This window comes from Streptomyces sp. NPDC026417 (assembly GCF_055567695.1).
The window spans coordinates 186,038-202,548 of the sequence record NZ_JBVHPY010000004.1; the positions used below are offsets into that span (position 1 = coordinate 186,038).

The 16,511-nt window shown below is 73.1% G+C and carries 14 protein-coding genes; 10 read left to right on the plus strand and 4 right to left on the minus strand.

The features are described from left to right. The first annotated feature begins 39 nt into the window (after positions 1 to 39). The 8 genes from rplT to ACZ4NT_RS08500 all read left to right on the plus strand — a co-directional run bounded on the left by rplT (position 40) and on the right by ACZ4NT_RS08500 (position 10,267). On the plus strand, positions 40 to 423 hold the full coding sequence (gene rplT / locus ACZ4NT_RS08465) for a 50S ribosomal protein L20 (protein WP_030356289.1): 384 nt from the start codon (positions 40 to 42) through the stop codon (positions 421 to 423). A 193-nt stretch (positions 424 to 616) separates the two neighbouring features. Next, positions 617 to 1,474 carry a TrmH family RNA methyltransferase gene (locus ACZ4NT_RS08470; RefSeq protein WP_121404257.1) on the plus strand — a complete coding sequence of 286 codons (858 nt, stop codon included), beginning with the start codon at positions 617 to 619 and terminating at the stop codon, positions 1,472 to 1,474. 53 nt (positions 1,475 to 1,527) lie between these two features. Next, positions 1,528 to 2,676 carry an ATP-binding protein gene (locus ACZ4NT_RS08475; RefSeq protein ID WP_121404259.1) on the plus strand — a complete coding sequence of 383 codons (1,149 nt, stop codon included), beginning with the start codon at positions 1,528 to 1,530 and terminating at the stop codon, positions 2,674 to 2,676. A gap of 179 nt (positions 2,677 to 2,855) precedes the next feature. Next, the gene (gene pheS / locus ACZ4NT_RS08480) at positions 2,856 to 3,983 is read left to right on the plus strand and encodes a phenylalanine--tRNA ligase subunit alpha (RefSeq protein WP_121404261.1); all 1,128 of its coding nucleotides are present in this window, start codon (positions 2,856 to 2,858) and stop codon (positions 3,981 to 3,983) included. Continuing rightward, positions 3,983 to 6,487, plus strand: a complete 2,505-nt coding sequence (pheT, locus tag ACZ4NT_RS08485) for a phenylalanine--tRNA ligase subunit beta (protein ID WP_121404263.1) — start codon at positions 3,983 to 3,985, stop codon at positions 6,485 to 6,487. Before pheS ends, pheT begins: the two co-directional genes overlap by 1 nt. 404 nt (positions 6,488 to 6,891) lie before the next feature. Further along, the gene (locus ACZ4NT_RS08490) at positions 6,892 to 7,938 is read left to right on the plus strand and encodes a PP2C family protein-serine/threonine phosphatase (protein WP_467724339.1); all 1,047 of its coding nucleotides are present in this window, start codon (positions 6,892 to 6,894) and stop codon (positions 7,936 to 7,938) included. Positions 7,939 to 8,185: 247 nt separating this feature from the next. After that, entirely contained in the window at positions 8,186 to 9,526 is a 1,341-nt protein-coding gene (locus tag ACZ4NT_RS08495) for a transcriptional regulator (RefSeq protein ID WP_121404266.1), read from the plus strand. Positions 9,527 to 9,721: 195 nt separating this feature from the next. Continuing rightward, positions 9,722 to 10,267 carry an NUDIX hydrolase gene (locus tag ACZ4NT_RS08500; RefSeq protein ID WP_121404267.1) on the plus strand — a complete coding sequence of 182 codons (546 nt, stop codon included), beginning with the start codon at positions 9,722 to 9,724 and terminating at the stop codon, positions 10,265 to 10,267. A 55-nt stretch (positions 10,268 to 10,322) separates the two neighbouring features. On the opposite strand, the gene ACZ4NT_RS08505 is transcribed toward ACZ4NT_RS08500, so the two are convergent. Both ACZ4NT_RS08505 and ACZ4NT_RS08510 read right to left on the minus strand, forming a co-directional pair. Continuing rightward, positions 10,323 to 10,580, minus strand: coding sequence for a hypothetical protein (locus ACZ4NT_RS08505; RefSeq protein WP_121404268.1), 258 nt, complete (start codon positions 10,578 to 10,580; stop codon positions 10,323 to 10,325). Positions 10,581 to 10,869: 289 nt separating this feature from the next. After that, positions 10,870 to 11,751 carry a 3-hydroxybutyryl-CoA dehydrogenase gene (locus tag ACZ4NT_RS08510; protein WP_121404270.1) on the minus strand — a complete coding sequence of 294 codons (882 nt, stop codon included), beginning with the start codon at positions 11,749 to 11,751 and terminating at the stop codon, positions 10,870 to 10,872. Between the two features lie 147 nt (positions 11,752 to 11,898). On the opposite strand from ACZ4NT_RS08510, the gene ACZ4NT_RS08515 reads away from it, so the two are divergent. Next, positions 11,899 to 13,155, plus strand: a complete 1,257-nt coding sequence (locus ACZ4NT_RS08515) for a family 10 glycosylhydrolase (RefSeq protein WP_121404271.1) — start codon at positions 11,899 to 11,901, stop codon at positions 13,153 to 13,155. 286 nt (positions 13,156 to 13,441) lie between these two features. On the opposite strand, the gene ACZ4NT_RS08520 is transcribed toward ACZ4NT_RS08515, so the two are convergent. Then, a complete protein-coding gene (locus ACZ4NT_RS08520; RefSeq protein ID WP_121404273.1) occupies positions 13,442 to 13,663 on the minus strand; it encodes a DUF1918 domain-containing protein in 222 nt (73 codons plus the stop codon). 91 nt (positions 13,664 to 13,754) lie between these two features. After that, on the minus strand, positions 13,755 to 14,735 hold the full coding sequence (locus ACZ4NT_RS08525; protein WP_467724343.1) for a DMT family transporter: 981 nt from the start codon (positions 14,733 to 14,735) through the stop codon (positions 13,755 to 13,757). Between ACZ4NT_RS08525 and ACZ4NT_RS08530 the strand changes: the two genes are divergently transcribed. Further along, positions 14,734 to 16,182: an aminotransferase-like domain-containing protein gene (locus ACZ4NT_RS08530; protein WP_467724345.1), complete on the plus strand. Its 1,449-nt coding sequence runs from the start codon at positions 14,734 to 14,736 to the stop codon at positions 16,180 to 16,182. The two genes, ACZ4NT_RS08525 and ACZ4NT_RS08530, sit on opposite strands and share 2 nt — an antisense overlap. Positions 16,183 to 16,511 lie beyond the last annotated feature (329 nt).

Sequence of the window (16,511 nt, forward strand, 5' to 3'; positions counted from 1 at the left end):
TGTGACCACATCCACGGCCCCGCTACAAGGAGTTAACAAGTGGCACGCGTCAAGCGGGCAGTCAACGCCCACAAGAAGCGCCGGGCGATCCTCGAGGCGGCCTCCGGCTACCGCGGTCAGCGTTCGCGCCTGTACCGCAAGGCCAAGGAGCAGGTCACCCACTCTCTGGTCTACAACTACAACGACCGCAAGAAGCGCAAGGGCGACTTCCGTCAGCTGTGGATCCAGCGCATCAACGCCGCTGCCCGCGCCAACGGCATCACCTACAACCGCTTCATCCAGGGTCTGAAGGCCGCCAACATCGAGGTGGACCGCAAGATCCTCGCGGAGCTGGCCGTCAACGACGCCAACGCGTTCGCCGCGCTCGTCGAGGTCGCCCAGAAGGCGCTGCCCTCGGACGTCAACGCGCCGAAGGCCGCCTGACGCTCGACGCTGGCTTGAGCCGGTAGTGCATCGGACCCGCAGGCCGTGACGGCCTGCGGGTCCGACTGCGTCCGGAGCCCGGCGCCCGGGTCCGCCGCCCCGGCCCGGCGCCGCCGGACCGGCCGGAACGACGTCCCCGCCCGCGGCGGGAACACTTCGCAACCTCCCTGTCGTGAACCCCGAAGGTGAACCCATGCCCGCCGCCACCGAGTTGATCTCCCCGCGCTCGCCGCGTGTGTCCGCCGCCCGGCGGCTGGCCCGGCGGAACTTCCGGGGCAAGGAGCGGCTGTTCCTCGCCGAGGGGCCGCAGGCCGTGCGGGAGGCCGCCGCGCACCGGTCCGGCGGCGTCGCCACGCTCGTGGAGCTCTTCACCACCGTCGAGGCGGCCGAGCGGTACGCCGACATCGTCGGCGACGCCCGCGCCGCCGGGGCCCGGGTGCACCTGGCCGACGAGGACGTGATCGCCGACATCTCCACCACGGTCACCCCGCAGGGGCTCGTCGGCGTCTGCCGCTTCCTGGACACCCCCTTCGAGGAGATCCTCGCCGCCCGGCCGAAACTCGTCGCCGTACTGGCCCACGTGCGGGACCCGGGGAACGCGGGGACCGTCCTGCGGTGCGCGGACGCCGCCGGTGCCGAGGCCGTCGTCCTGACCGACGCGTCCGTCGACCTGTACAACCCCAAGGCCGTCAGGGCGTCGGTCGGATCCCTGTTCCACCTGCCCGTCGCCGTGGGTGTACCGGTGGAGCGGGCCGTCCGGGGACTCCGGGACGCCGGGGTGCGCATCCTCGCCGCCGACGGGGCGGGGGAGGACGACCTCGACGACGAGCTGGACCAGGGCACCATGGGCGGGCCGACCGCCTGGGTGTTCGGGAACGAGGCCTGGGGGCTGCCGGAGGAGACCAGGGAACTGACGGACGCCGTCGTCCGCGTCCCGATCCACGGAAAGGCCGAGAGTCTGAACCTCGCGACCGCCGCCGCCGTATGTCTCTACGCGTCCGCCCGTGCACAGCGCGCCTCCGGAGGGTGCCGCTCCGTCACCGACAGCTAGTAGGGTGACGGGCTCGGGGGCCCACTGCGCCAGACGAGAGGTGGGGTACGGGGATGGGTGTCGGCACCAGGAGAGCACCGGGGGCACGGGACGTGCGCGGCACGTCCACGCCCCGGCGCGGTGATCTCGCCGCACTCGGAGCCGACGGGGGCGTCGACCCGGACGACCTGCCGGACGGACTCGTCGTCGCCGACGAACAGGGCCGCGTGATCTGCTTCAACGCCGCGGCCGTCCGGATCACCGCGGTGCCCGCCGCCGACGCCCTCGGGCGCCTGCTGGACCGGGCCCTCCCGCTGGAGGACCTGGAAGGCCGCCGCTGGTGGCAGCTGACCGACCCCTACGGCGGTCTCGCCATCCGGGTCGGACAGCCCGAGCGCAACCTGCTGCTGCCCGGCGGACGCGAAGTGCTGGTCTCCGCCCGCTACGTACGCACCCGGCCCACCGGCCCCGTCCGCCGTGTGATCGTCTCCCTGCGCGACACCGAGGCCCGCCGCCGCACCGAGCGCAGCCACGCCGAGCTGATCGCCACCGTCGCCCACGAGCTGCGCTCGCCCCTCACCTCCGTCAAGGGGTTCACCGCGACCCTGCTGGCCAAGTGGGAGCGGTTCACCGACGACCAGAAGAAGCTGATGCTGGAGACGGTCGACGCCGACGCGGACCGCGTGACCCGGCTCATCGCCGAACTGCTCGACATCTCCCGCATCGACTCCGGGCGGCTGGAGGTGCGCCGCCAGCCCGTGGACATCGGCGCCGCCGTCGGCCGCCACATCCAGGCCTACGTCGCCGCCGGCCAGCCAGCCGACCGCTTCCTGCTGCGCATCGAGCACCCGCTGCCGGACCTGTGGGCCGACCCCGACAAGGTCGACCAGGTACTGAGCAACCTGCTGGAAAATGCCGTGCGCCACGGCGAGGGAACCGTCACCATCGACGTCACGCCCTCGGCGTCCCCGCGCGAAGGGGAGGACGCCGGTACGTCGGTCACGGTGAGCGACGAGGGCACCGGCATCCCGGAGGAGTCCATGAACCGCGTCTTCACCCGCTTCTGGCGGGGCAGCAAGCGCGGCGGCACCGGGCTTGGGCTGTACATCGTCAAGGGCATCGTCGAGGCCCACGGCGGCACGATCACCGTCGGCCGCGCCCCCGGCGGGGGCGCCGAGTTCCGATTTACCTTGCCCGTGGGCACCCCGGCGTACCTCCTGTAGCGCCGCAGGCCCCCACGGGCGCCGTCGCACCGGGCCCACCCCCCGACGCCCGGTCGGGGAGAGGCTCCCACCCCCGTTAGACTCGGCCTTTGGCACCTTTGCGTCCCCGTTTCAGGGACGATGCGTCCCCCGAGTCGGGACGGGGACCATCCGCCAGCCAACCGGAAGCACGGGAAGAGATGTCGGCACCGAATAAGTCGTACGACCCTGTAGAGGTCGAGGCCTTGAAACCGGAAGAGATCGAGCGCATGCGGGACGAGGCGCTCGCCGCCTTCGCGGCCGCCGGCGACCTCGACGCGCTGCAGGAGGCCAAGGTCGCCCACACCGGCGGCGCCTCGCCGCTGGCCCTCGCCAACCGCGAGATCGGCGCTCTGCCCCCGCACGCCAAGGCCGAGGCGGGCAAGCGCGTCGGCCAGGCCCGCGGCGCCGTGAACAAGGCCCTCGCCGCCCGCCAGACCGAGCTGGAGGCCGAGCGCGACACCCGGGTCCTGGTCGAGGAGGCGGTGGACGTCACCCTGCCGTACGACCGCGTGCCCTCGGGCGCCCGCCATCCGCTGACCACCTTCATGGAGCGGGTCGCGGACGTCTTCGTGTCCATGGGATACGAGGTCGCCGAGGGCCCCGAGGTCGAGGCGGAGTGGTTCAACTTCGACGCCCTGAACTTCACGCCCGACCACCCGGCCCGGCAGATGCAGGACACTTTCTTCGTCCAGGGGCCCCAGGGCACCCAGGGCGACGAGTCCGGTGTCGTGCTGCGCACGCACACCTCGCCGGTCCAGGCCCGCGCCATGCTCGACCGTGAGCCGCCCGTCTACGTCGTGTGCCCCGGCCGGGTCTACCGCACCGACGAGCTGGACGCCACGCACACCCCGGTGTTCCACCAGATCGAGCTGCTCGCGATCGACGAGGGCCTGACCATGGCCGACCTGAAGGGCACCCTGGACCACATGGTCCAGTCGCTCTTCGGCGCCGACATGAAGACCCGGCTGCGGCCCAACTACTTCCCCTTCACCGAGCCGTCCGCCGAGATGGACATGCTCTGCTACGTGTGCCGGGGCGCGTCCGTCGGCAACCCCGACCGGCCCTGCCGCACCTGCTCCAGCGAGGGCTGGATCGAGCTCGGCGGCTGCGGCATGGTCAACCCGCGCGTCCTCGTCGCCTGCGGCGTGGACCCGGCGAAGTACAGCGGGTTCGCCTTCGGGTTCGGCATCGAGCGGATGCTGATGTTCCGCCACAACGTGGAAGACATGCGAGACATGGTCGAGGGTGACGTCCGGTTCACCCGGCCGTTCGGGATGGAGATCTGATGCGGGTCCCGCTTTCCTGGCTGCGGGAGTACGTCGACCTGCCGGCCACCGAGACCGGCCGCGACGTGCAGGCCAAACTCGTTTCCGCCGGCCTCGAGGTCGAGAGGGTCGAGCAGCTCGGCTCCGGCCTCAAGGGCCCCCTCGTCGTCGGCCGGGTGCTGACCATCGAGGAGCTGGAGGGGTTCAAGAAGCCCATCCGCTTCTGCACCGTCGACGTCGGCACGGCCAACGGCACCGGTGAGCCCCAGGAGATCGTCTGCGGGGCCCGCAACTTCGCCGTCGGCGACAAGGTCGTCGTGGTGCTGCCCGGCGCCGTGCTGCCCGGCGACTTCGCGATCGCCGCGCGCAAGACGTACGGCAAGACCTCGCACGGCATGATCTGCTCCGGCGACGAGCTGGGCATGGGCGACGACGGCAGCGGCGGCATCATCGTGCTGCCGCCCGAGTACGAGCCCGGCACCGACGCCATCGAGCTGCTCGAACTCGTCGACGAGGTCCTCGACATCGCGGTCACGCCCGACCGCGGCTACTGCCTGTCGATGCGCGGCGTGGCCCGCGAGACCGCCATCGCCTACGGCCTGCCGCTGCGCGACCCGGCGCTGCTCGACGTGCCCGCTCCGAACGCCTTCGGCCACCCGGTGCGTATCTCCGACCCGCAGGGCTGCGACCGCTTCACCGCGCGCACGGTCACCGGCCTCGACCCCGAGGCGCGGTCCCCGATCTGGCTGCAGCGCCGTCTGCAGAAGGCCGGGATGCGCCCGATCTCGCTCGCCGTCGACATCACCAACTACGTGATGCTCGAAGTCGGCCAGCCCCTGCACGCGTACGACCGCACCCGCATCCAGGGCGCGATCGGCGTGCGCCGGGCCGAGCAGGGCGAGAAGCTCACCACGCTCGACGGCGTCAAGCGCACCCTCGATGCCGGTGACCTGGTGATCACGGACGACCGCGGCCCGATCGGCCTCGCGGGCGTCATGGGCGGCGCGAACACCGAGATCGACGACACCGAGGGCACGACGACCGAGGTCGTCGTCGAGGCCGCGCACTTCGACGCGATCTCGATCGCCCGCACCGCGCGCCGGCACAAGCTGGCCTCCGAGGCGTCCCGGCGCTTCGAGCGCGGTGTCGACCCGGAAGCCGCCGCGGCGGCGGCGCAGCGCACGGTCGATCTGCTCGTCCTCCTCGCCGGCGGCACCGCCGACGCGGGGGTCACCCAGATCGTCGCGCCGTCCGCACCGCACACCATCAGCATCCCGGCGGACCACCCGGACCGGGTCGCGGGAGTCGAGTACGGCCGCGAGACCGTCGTCCGCCGCCTCCAGCAGGTCGGCTGCGACGTGTACGGGCAGGACGAGCTGATCGTCACCGTGCCCTCCTGGCGGCCCGACCTCACCGATCCGAACGACCTGGCCGAAGAGGTCATCCGGCTGGAGGGCTACGAGAACCTGCCCTCCACCCTGCCCAAGCCGCCCGCGGGCCGCGGTCTCACCGACCGGCAGCGGATGAACCGCCGGTTCGGCCGCGCGCTGGCCGGCGCCGGATACGTCGAGGCGCTCAACTACCCCTTCCTCGGCGAGCACGTCTTCGACCAGCTCGGCCTGGCCGCCGACGACCCCAAGCGCCGGGTCGTCAAGCTGGTCAACCCGCTCTCCGACGAGGAGCCGGCGCTCCGCACGACGCTGCTGCCGGGCCTGCTCGGTGCGCTGCGCCGCAACGACGGCCGGGGCAACCACGACCTCGCGCTGTTCGAGACCGGTCTGGTGTTCCACCCGCGTGAGGAGCAGCGCATCGCGGTGCGGCTCCCCGTCGACCGCCGCCCCACCGACGAGGAGCTCGCGTCGCTGACCGCCGCGCTCCCCGTCCAGCCCCGGCACGCCGCCGTCGTCCTCGCGGGCGCCCGTGAGCAGGCCGGCTGGTGGGGCAAGGGCCGGCCGGCCGACTGGGCCGACGCCGTCGAGGCGGCCCGCACCCTGGCCAGGGAGGCGGGCACCGAACTCCTCGTCCGCACCGGCCAGTACGGGCCGTGGCACCCGGGTCGCTGCGCCGAGCTCGCCGTGGTGATCGACGGCGCCGAGCGGGTCGTCGGCCACGCCGGTGAGCTGCACCCCCGCGTGGTCAAGGCGCTGGGCCTGCCCGCGCGTACCTGCGCGGCGGAGCTGGACCTGGACGCGCTGGAGCAGGCGAGTGCCGGGCTGCCCAAGGGCCCGCACATCTCGACGTTCCCCATTGCCACCCAGGACGTCGCACTGGTCGTCGAGAAGTTCGTCCCCCACGCGGACGTGGAGGCGGCGCTGCGTGAGGGCGCGGGCGAACTCCTGGAGTCCATCCGCCTGTTCGACGTCTACGAGAGCGAGCAGCTCGGTGAGGGCAGGAAGTCGCTGGCCTACGCGCTGCGCTTCCGGGCCGCCGACCGCACGCTGACCGTCGACGAGGCCTCCGCGGCCCGCGACGCGGCCGTCGCGCTGGCGGCCGAGCGCACCGGGGCGGTGCTGCGCGGGGCGTGAGCGTCCCGGGGCACCCGCGGTGACCCAGGTGGCAGTGAGTGAGGGGCACGTCCGGATTGCCGGATGTGCCCCTCACTCGTTCGGGTGACAACTCCGGGCGATCTGGTCCCATCGGGGCATGTGCTCGACAGAATCGGACCGGCCCAGCGGGTGGCGGTGTCCGCCCCGGGCCGTTCTGCGCAGTCAGGGCCTGATGGGGGGCCGTCGGCATGATCCGTATCAAGGCTGGGGCTGTCCGCAGGGTGTGGCCCCGGAGGCATTCCCGGCGGCCGGCCGGGGCGGCTCTCCCGGAGCGGAGCCGCCGGGGCGCATGGGGGACGCGGCTGACGCGCGCGCTCCACCGGGCCGACCGGCAGACCCGCCGGGCCGACCGGCAGCCGGTCCGCCGGTCCGAGCGGAAGCGGTTGCGCCGCGCACTGTCGGCCGGGCTCCCCACGCTCTGGGGGGCCGGTGCCATCACCTACAAACTGGCCTGCCCGCTCGCCCAGCAGAACGGGCTCGGTGCCCGGCTCGTGACGAGCGCCGTGTTCTTCGCCGTCGGCACCGGGCTGATCCTGCACGTCCGGCAGACGCTGCTGCGTGAACTGCGGCAGGCCCGCAGGGTCGCCGGGGCCGCGCAGAGCGTCCTGCTGCGTCCGCTGCCGCCGAGGATCGGCGGCCTCGACATCGCCGTCGCCCAGCTCTCCGCGGACCGGGGCGCCGTCGTCGGCGGTGACCTGTACGAGGTGGTCGCCACCGAGTACGGCGTCCGGGCCGTGATCGGGGATGTCCGCGGACACGGCATCGGTGCCCTGACGACGGTCGCCGCCGTCCTCGGCAGCTTCCGCGAGGCCGCGCACGACGAACCCCAACTCGCCCGGGTGCTCACGCGACTCGACCGCGCGTTGGCCCGGCACCTGCGGGAGCGCGCCAGGGCCGAACACCCCTCGGTCGGCGCCGAGCCCGACAGCCCGGTCGTCGAGGAGTTCGTCACCGTGCTGCTCCTGGAGATCGGCTGCGACGGCGAGATGCGCATCCTGAACTGCGGTCATCCGTGGCCCCACGTACTGCGCGACGACACGGGACCGTCCGGGCCGGCCGTCCGGGTGGAGCCGCTGTCCTGCGGTGAACCCCTGCCGCCCCTGGGGCCGTTCCCGCTCCCGGAGGATCTCGCGGCGTCCGGTCACGGTCCGCTGCTGCCCGGCGAGGCCCTCGTGCTGCACACCGACGGCGTCGAGGACGCCCGTGACGCCCGTGGCCGGTTCTTCTCGCTGCCCGCCGCCCTCGCCGCGTCGGTCCGGGCCCGGCCGGTCTCACCCGAGGCGGTGCTGAACGCCGTCTTCGCCGGGCTGCTGCGCCACACCGGCGGCCCGCCCACCGACGACGTGGCCCTGCTCGTGCTGCGCAACTCCCGTCGGCCCGCCCGGTATCAGGGCGAGCCCGTCGGGCACCGGGCGTACCCCCTCGTCTGAGTTCGGCGCGCCGTCCGCCCCGCCACGGAGTGTCGGGCAGGCAGCCGGGCGGACGGCGCGGAAGCGGGCCGCCGCACTGTACGAGGGGGAGCCGGCGGCCCGACCGGCCTCTTGCGAGGCATTTCAGTCAAGCGGCCCGAAACGCTCCGCAACAGCGCGCGTACTCCGCGGATTCGGGCATTCCCTTCACACCCCGTGTGAAGCCGTACGCACTACTCTGTCGGCACCGAGCCACCGGAGGGCCTCCATGCAGCCCAACACCCTGCTCGACGCGATCCTCGACGAGGCCGGGATCTCCCATGCGGGACTCGCCGCGCACGTCAACCAGGCCGGCCGGGCCCGCGGCCTCGCGCTGCGGTACGAACACACGGCCGTGGCACGGTGGTTGAAGGGGCAGCGGCCGCGGGGCCAGGTGCCCGACCTGATCTGCGAAGTGCTCGCGGGACGGTTGCACCGGCCCGTCACGCTCGACGACATCGGCCTCGGCGTACCGGGCGAGCCCTCCGTACCGCACGGCACCTCGCTCTCCGGCTTCGTCGAACGCGCCACGGCACTCTGGCGGTCGGACGAGCAGCAGCGGCCGCACATACTCGGCGCCCCGGCCGTCACCGGCACCCCCGCCGTGATGCCCGTGTGGGAGTGGGAGAACCCGCCGGAGGACGTCGACGTCTCGCGCGGCGGGCGCCACCGCGTCAAGATGTCCGACATCGAGATGCTCCGCGCGGCCCGTGCCCACTACGAGCAGATGTACCGCAAGGCGGGCGGCATCGCGACGCGCACCCGCATCGTCGGTTTCCTCAACTCCGAGACCGCGCCCCTGCTGCGGGGCAGCTACACCGACGAGACCGGACGCCAACTCCACCGCGCCACGGGCGGGTTGGTGGCCATCGCGGGCATCTGCGCCTACGACTCCGACGCGCACGGACTCGCCCAGCGCTACTTCCACCAGGCGCTGCGCCTGGCGAAGGCCAGTGGGGACAGGGGACTTGGCGCCTATGTGATAGCCCTGCTCGTCAACCAGTCGCTCTTCATGCGGGAGTGGCGGCAGTCCGTCGCCTTCGCCGAGGCCGCGCTGCGCGCTGCGGGCCGGCACATCACCCCCGCCCTCGCCTCCGACCTCTACGCGATGCAGGCCAAGGCGTACGCGCATCTCGGTGACGGCAGCAGCGCGTTGTCCTGCATCCGGCGTGCCGAGCAGGCGGCCGAACGCATCAGGCGCGGTTACGAGCCCGACGAGACCGGCTATGTCCAGCCGGGCCTGGTGAACGTCCAGGTGGCGGAGGCGCTGCTCAGCCTCGGTGATCTGGTGGCCGCGGCCGAGCACGCGGCGGCGGCGGTGGACACCCCGGCGCACGACCGGGGCCGGGTGCACCGGCTCGCCATGCTCAGCCAGATCGAGCTGCGCCAGGGAAACGCCGACAAGGCGGTGGCGACGGCGGTCCAGATGGCCGAGCAGGCCCGGGGGATGGAGTCCCAGCGCCTGCGCGACAGACTGCGGGCGGTACGCGAACACCTGGTGACCAGCGGTTGCGCGGGTACGGCCGAGGCCGCCGAACTCATCGACGGGGCGCTGCGCGTACCGCTGTAGAGGACCCCGGTTCCCCTGCCGGCCGCCCGCGGGGGAACCCGGGGAGAGCACCCCACCCCGCGCCGGGAAGACGGCGCGTCCGTCCCTGTGCCGGGCACTGAGCCTGCCGCTGCGCTGTGAGCGGACCGCGGCGGCCTGCTGCCGCGACGTTCCTGCTGCGATATTGCCATCTACTCAGCGGAAGGTGGCAGAACCGTGCAGTGGACGAAACAGAACGAACAAACTGTGTACGCAAATCGCTGGTTCAGCGTCAATCTCGCAGATGTCGAGCTGCCGGACGGCCGGCACCTCGACCACTTCTTGATAAGGCTGCGGCCCGTCGCCGTGGCCACGGTGGTGAACGAGGCCAACGAGGTGCTGCTCCTGTGGCGGCACCGCTTCATCACCGACAGCTGGGGATGGGAGCTCGCGGCGGGGGTCGTCGAGGACGGCGAGGACATCGCCGTCGCGGCGGCCCGCGAACTGGAGGAGGAGACCGGCTGGCGGCCGGGACCCCTGCGCCTGCTGATGAGCGTCGAGCCCTGCAACGGGCTCACCGACGCCAGGCACCACATCTACTGGGCCGACGAAGGCACGTACATCGGGCATCCCGTGGACGACTTCGAGTCCGACCGCCGGGAGTGGGTTCCCCTGAAACTCGTTCCGGACATGGTCGCCCGCGGCGAGGTCCCGGCCGCCAACATGGCGGCCGCGCTGCTCCTCCTGCACCATCTGAGGCTCGGGCAGGACGCTGTGCCCTGACCTCCCCACGCATCCCGTGGCCGAGGGCCCGGCGGACGGGAACGTCGGACTGCTTCTAGTGGCCGAGTGCCTGCCAGATCGCGATGACGAGGGCGCCCACGGCCGTGACGGCTGTCACCGCGGGCAGGGGCCAGCGGGAGTGTTCGAGCGCGACGACCCGTGCGCTGAGGTCGTCCAGCTCCTTGGCGGTCTGTTCGGCGCGGTGACTGAGCAGGGCCAGCCCTCCCTCGACGCGGGCATGCGCCACGTCGAGGCGGCGGCGTAACTCTGCGAGTTCTCCGTGGACCACGGGATGCTCGGGGTCGATGGTCACGTGATCGCTCCTTTCCGTAGTCGTCACATCCCTTACATGCGCACCGAAAGTCAACTCGCCTGGTGGGCGCCCGGGGAGCGTGTGCGAGGGGCATATGCGGGCCCGGCGCGCACACGGTGTGTGAAGGGAACGGGCCCGGCTCTCGAAAGAGAGCCGGGCCCGAGCAGGCGGAGAAGTGACGGAGCGTGTTCAGCGGCCCCGGTGACGGGATGTCATCAGGCCGCCGTGGCCGGGAACGGACGGATGTGGCCGGATCGGACGCATACGCCGGCCCGTCGGTGCCCCGGGGTCAGGAGTAGGTGTAGAAACCGGACCCCGTCTTCCGGCCCAGCCGGCCCGCGTCGACCATGCGCTGGAGCAGCGGGGGAGCGGCGTACAGCGGCTCCTTGTACTCCTCGTACATCGAGTACGCGACCGAGGCCACCGTGTCCAGGCCGATCAGGTCGGAGAGCTTGAGCGGTCCCATCGGGTGGGCGCAGCCCATCTCCATGCCGTTGTCGATGTCCTCGCGGCTCGCGATGCCCGACTCGAACATCCGGATCGCCGACAGCAGGTAGGGGATCAGCAGCGCGTTGACCACGAAGCCGGAGCGGTCCTGGGCGCGGATCGCGTGCTTGCCGAGGATCTTCTCGACGAGTGCCTGCGCGCGGCTCAGGGTCCCCTCGGAGGTGGTCAGCGCCGGGATCAGCTCCACGAGCTGCTGCACCGGGGCCGGGTTGAAGAAGTGGATGCCGATGACCTGGTCGGGCCGCGAGGTGGCGACCGCCAGCTTCACCAGCGGGATCGAGGAGGTGTTGGAGGCGAGGATGGCGTCCTGCCGGGTCACCACCTGATCGAGGACCTGGAAGATCTCGGTCTTGACCTGCTCGTTCTCGACGACGGCCTCGATCACCAGATCCCGGTCGGCGAACTCGCCGAGGTCGGTGGTGAAGGTGAGCCGGTCCTGTGTCGCCTGGAGCTCGTCCGCGGAGATCTTTCCGCGCTCGGCCGCCTTGGAGAGGGAGTTGAAAAGGCGGGTACGGCCAATCTCCAACGCCTCGCCGGTGGTCTCGGCGACCTTGACGTCAAGGCCGGCACGGGCGCACACCTCGGCGATGCCCGCCCCCATCTGGCCGCAGCCCACCACTCCGACGCGTTCGATGTCGGTCACATCGTCCCTTTCGCTGATCATCGGGCCCGCAGGTCCGCCGTTGTTCGGTGCCTGCTCCGATCGAGCACGTTACTCCGGAAGTGCCGGTGATCGATCGTCCGGGTCGGGCATGCTGTGCGGGGAGACGATCCGTGACCGGGCGGATCCGCAGCGTATGGGGGTGGACGGATGGGGCGGATGTCACGCCGGGCGTTCGCGGTGGCCGCGCTGGCCACCCTGTCGGGGCTGCCAGCGGCCGGGGACGCGGGCGCCGTTCCCGGTGCCCGGAACGCGGGCTCGCGCGGGCGGGCGCGCGCGGCCCGCGAGATGCGCGGCATGTGGCTCGCGACGGTCGCCAACCGGGACTGGCCCTCGCGGGCCGGCCTCACCGTCGCCGAGCAGCGCGCCGAGCTCCTCGCCCACCTCGACACCGCGGTCCGCCGCCGGCTCAATGCCGTGATCTTCCAAGTCCGTCCGACGGCCGACGCGTTGTGGCCCTCGCCGTACGAGCCCTGGTCGCAGTACCTCACCGGCGTCCAGGGCCAGGACCCCGGCTGGGACCCGCTGGGCACGGCGGTCGCCGAGGCGCATGCGCGGGGACTCGAACTGCACGCCTGGTTCAACCCGTACCGGATCGCCAACCACACCGACCCGGCGCGGCTCGTCCCCTCGCATCCCGCGCGGCTGCATCCCGACTGGGTGGTGCCGTACGGCGGGAAGCTCTACTACAACCCGGGACTGCCGGAGGTCCGCGCGTTCGTGCAGGACGCGATGCTCGACGCGGTCCGCGGGTACGAGGTCGACGCCGTGCACTGGGACGACTACTTCTACCCCTATCCGGTCGCGGGCCAGGTCTTCGACGACGACGCGGCCTACGCGGCCCACGGCGCCGGCTTCCCGGACCGGGCGGCCTGGCGGCGGCACAACATCGACCTGCTGGTCCGGGAGACGGCCGCCCGCATCCGGCGCGTCAGGCCCGGCACCCGGTTCGGGATCAGTCCCTTCGCGGTGTGGCGCAACGCGGCGACCGACCCGCTCGGCTCGGACACCCGGGCCGGCGTCCAGACGTACGACGACCTGTACGCGGACACCCGCACGTGGGTGCGCGAGCGCTGGATCGACTACATCTGCCCGCAGGTGTACTGGAACATCGGGTTCTCCGCGGCCGACTACGCGGCGCTGGTCCCGTGGTGGGCGGAGGTGGTCAGGGGCACGGGTGTGCGGCTGTACGTGGGCGAGGCGCTCTACAAGGCCGGCGATCCGGCACAGCCCGCGGCCTGGCAGGACCCGGCCGAGCTGTCCCGGCACCTCACCTTCGCCCGGAAGCACCCCCAGGTGCGCGGCCATGTCTTCTTCTCGGCGAAGGAGGTGGCCGCGGACCGGATCGGTGCGATGGCCCGAGTGGTCGCCGACCACTACGCGAGCCCGGCGAGACCGGCGCGGTAGCGCGGGACCGAGGTGTCCGGGCGCGCCCATGCGGCGAGTCCGGTCCGACCACCGCGTCAGGGCATGCCACGCGGGAGTCCGGTCCGACCGCCGCGTCCCGGCGCGCCCCGGGGGGAGTCCGTGCGACCACCGTGCCGGGCGCACCGCCGGGGGAGTCCGGCCCGACCGTCGGGCCCGGGCGCACGGCCGTCCCGGCGCTCGCCGGCCGTCCCGGCGACGGGACGGCGCGCCGAGGCCGGTCAGGGAAGGGGGCGCCTTCGGGCCGGTGGCGGCCGGAGCGGCCGGTTCACAGGCCGGGAGTCGGCGGCAGTGCCTGGCTCATGGTGTCCTTGTGGCGGATCTCGGAGTCGGGGCCCGGCGACATCACTGCCTCGTGCCCGTCCTGGAAGCGCACCCGGTAGGGGGGAGTGCCCTCCGCCCCCATGACCTCGGTGATCTCTGCGACCTTGTCGTGCTGGCCGACGATCCGGCCGTGCGTCACCAGCTGGTCGCCCACGGTTGCACGCATCTGGAGGGCCTCCTCATCACGTGCGGGAGTAGCGGTCCGTGCACCAATTCTACGGCCGACGGGGCAGGTTGCCCCGGTCCGTGTACGGGGGTCAGCCCCGCGCCCGCTGGGTGACCGCGATGCACACCAGGACGGCCACGGCGGTCAGGGGGGCCGCCGGGGTGAGCCGCTCACCGAGCAGCAGCACCGACCACACGAGCGTGAGCAGGGGCTGCGCCAGCTGCAGCTGGCTGGCCTTCGGCACACCGACGGCCGCCATGCCGCGGTACCAGACCACCAGCCCGAGGAACTGCGAACCCAGCGCCACCCACAGCAGACCCAGCACGCTGTGCGTGGTGAACTGCACGGGCTCGTACGACAGCGCGACCAGCGCCCCCGGCACCGAGAGCGGCAGACAGAGGACCAGCGCCCAGCCGATGACCTGCCAGCCGGGCATGACCCGGGCCAGCCGGCCGCCCTCGGTGTAACCGGCCGCGCAGACCAGCAGCGCAGCGAAGAGATAGGCGTCCGCGCCGGTCAGGGTGCCGCCGCTCTGCTGCACCGTGAACGCGATCACCGCGCCCGCACCGGCCAGCGCGGCGGCCCAGAAGGTGCGGGAGGGGCGGGCTCCGGTGCGCAGTGCGGACAGCGCGGCGGTGGTCAGCGGCAGCAGTCCGACGACGACGGCCGCGTGCGAGGTGGTGGCCGTCTCCAGAGCGAGGGTGGTCAGCAAGGGGAACCCGAGCACCACGCCGGCGGCGACGACGGCGAGCCCCGCCCAGTGCCGCCGCCCGGGGAGCGGGACGCGGAGCGCCAGCAGGCAACCGCCCGCGACGAGCGCCGCGAGGACACTGCGGACGGCCACCAGCGACCAGGGGCCGAAGCCCTCCAGGCCCCAGGCCGTGGCGGGGAAGGTGAGCGAGAAGGCGACGACGCCGAGGCCGGCCAGGACCGTGCCCGAGCGGGCTTCGGTCCGGTGGTGCGCGTTGCCCCGCCGCACCGCGCCGGTGCCCTGACCCGGTTGGGATCGGTCGCTTCCGGCCGTGCTGACCGCTATCCGGGAATGGTCGGTAGCGCTATCCTGTGCTGTCATGCAAGAGCGTAGCAGCGTGAGTGAGCTGGCAAGTCGGTTGCGCGGAGAACTCGACCGCTACTCTCCCGGTGGAAAGCTGCCGTCGAGCCGGACCCTGGTCGAGCGCTTCCGGGTCAGTCCGGTCACCGTCTCGCGGGCCCTGGCTCAGCTGGCCGCGGAGGGACTGGTGGTGACGCGGCCGGGAGCCGGGGCCTTCCGCGCCGAGACCCGGGCCGCTCCCGCGGTGACGGGGGACACCTCCTGGCAGACGGTCTCGCTCAGCGCGGACGCCGCGGCCGAGCGGGTACCGCGCACGGTGGACGCCTCCGGGGTGCTGGTCTCGCTGGCGACCCCGCCGCCCGGCGTGATCGAGTTCAACGGCGGCTATCTCCATCCGTCGCTGCAGCCGGAGCGGGCGATGGGCGCCGCCCTGTCCCGGGCGGGGCGACGGCCCGGAGTATGGGCCAGGCCGCCCGTCGAGGGGGTCGCCGAGCTGCGGGAATGGTTCGCGCGCGGCATCGGCGGGGGAATCTCCGCCGCGGAGGTGCTGATCACCGCCGGCGGCCAGTCCGCGCTCACCACCGCGCTGCGCGCGCTCGCCCCGCCCGGGGCGCCGGTCCTGGTCGAGTCGCCCACGTACCCGGGCATGCTGGCCATCGCCCGCGCCGCCGGACTGCGCCCGGTACCGGTGCCGGTAAACCGGGACGGGGTGCAACCCGCCCTGCTCGCCGATGCGTTCCGGGCGACCGGGGCCCGCGTCTTCGTCTGCCAGCCCCTGTTCCAGAACCCGACCGGCGCCGTGCTCGCTCCGGAGCGCCGCGGCGAGGTGCTGCGCATCGCCCGGGACGCGGGGGCGTTCGTCGTCGAGGACGACTTCGTGCGGCGGCTCGTGCACGAGGACGCGGGCCCGCTGCCGCGCCCGCTCGCCTCCGACGATCCCGACGGGGTCGTGGTGCACGTGTGCTCGCTGACCAAGGCGACCTCGCCGAGCTTCCGGGTGAGCGCGCTCGCCGCCCGCGGTCCGGTCCTGGAGCGGCTGCGCGCCATTCAGGTCGTCGACACCTTCTTCGTGCCGCGGCCCCTGCAGGAAGCGGCGCTGGAACTCGTCGGCTCACCGGCCTGGCCCCGCCATCTGCGGTCCGTCTCCGGCGAGTTGAAGAACCGGCGCGACGTGATGGTGTCCGCGCTCCGGCTGCACCTGCCCGAACTCGCCCTGCCGCACGTCCCGTCGGGCGGTTACCAGCTCTGGCTGCGGCTGCCCGACGGCGCGGACGAGGCGGCGCTCGTCACCGGGGCGCTGCGGGCGGGTGTGGCCGTGACCCCCGGGCGGCCCTACTTCAGCGCCGAACCGCCCGCCGGGCACGTCCGGTTGAGCTTCGCGGCCGTCGCGGGGCCGGGCGAGATCGCGGAGGGCGTACGACGGCTGCGCGCGGCGTGCGACGAGGTGCTGCACCGGACGGGCCGGTGACACCGGCGGCGCGCGCTTCTCCTGTGCCGTCCGGAAGCACGGCGGCGCCCCTCCTCTCCCGTGACGTCCCCGACGCAAGGCGGTGCGGTTCTTCCGCGCAGTCGTGATGCACGGCGGTGCGGCTCCTCGTGCCGTCGTGATGCGCGGCGACGCGTCCCCGCTCGCCGTTCCGACGCGACGGGGCGTCCTCGCCCGCCGTCCGGACCGGGACGCACCGCCGTCCGGACCGGGACGCGCCGCCGTCCGGACCGGGACGCGCCGCCGTCCGGACCGGGACGCGCCGCCGTCCGGACCGGGACGCGCCGCCGTCCGGACCGGGACGCGCCGCC

Bases quoted from the DNA above. Each gene is read 5' to 3' on its own strand.
- ACZ4NT_RS08470 (WP_121404257.1), top strand. From the start codon at position 617: ATGCCCGCCGCCACCGAGTTGATCTCCCCGCGCTCGCCGCGTGTGTCC.
- ACZ4NT_RS08475 (WP_121404259.1), top strand. From the start codon at position 1,528: ATGGGTGTCGGCACCAGGAGAGCACCGGGGGCACGGGACGTGCGCGGC.
- pheS (WP_121404261.1), top strand. From the start codon at position 2,856: ATGTCGGCACCGAATAAGTCGTACGACCCTGTAGAGGTCGAGGCCTTG.
- pheT (WP_121404263.1), top strand. From the start codon at position 3,983: ATGCGGGTCCCGCTTTCCTGGCTGCGGGAGTACGTCGACCTGCCGGCC.
- ACZ4NT_RS08495 (WP_121404266.1), top strand. From the start codon at position 8,186: ATGCAGCCCAACACCCTGCTCGACGCGATCCTCGACGAGGCCGGGATC.
- ACZ4NT_RS08510 (WP_121404270.1), bottom strand. From the start codon at position 11,751: ATGATCAGCGAAAGGGACGATGTGACCGACATCGAACGCGTCGGAGTG.
- ACZ4NT_RS08515 (WP_121404271.1), top strand. From the start codon at position 11,899: ATGGGGCGGATGTCACGCCGGGCGTTCGCGGTGGCCGCGCTGGCCACC.
- ACZ4NT_RS08520 (WP_121404273.1), bottom strand. From the start codon at position 13,663: ATGCGTGCAACCGTGGGCGACCAGCTGGTGACGCACGGCCGGATCGTC.
- ACZ4NT_RS08530 (WP_467724345.1), top strand. From the start codon at position 14,734: ATGCAAGAGCGTAGCAGCGTGAGTGAGCTGGCAAGTCGGTTGCGCGGA.
- ACZ4NT_RS08525 (WP_467724343.1), bottom strand. From the start codon at position 14,735: ATGACAGCACAGGATAGCGCTACCGACCATTCCCGGATAGCGGTCAGC.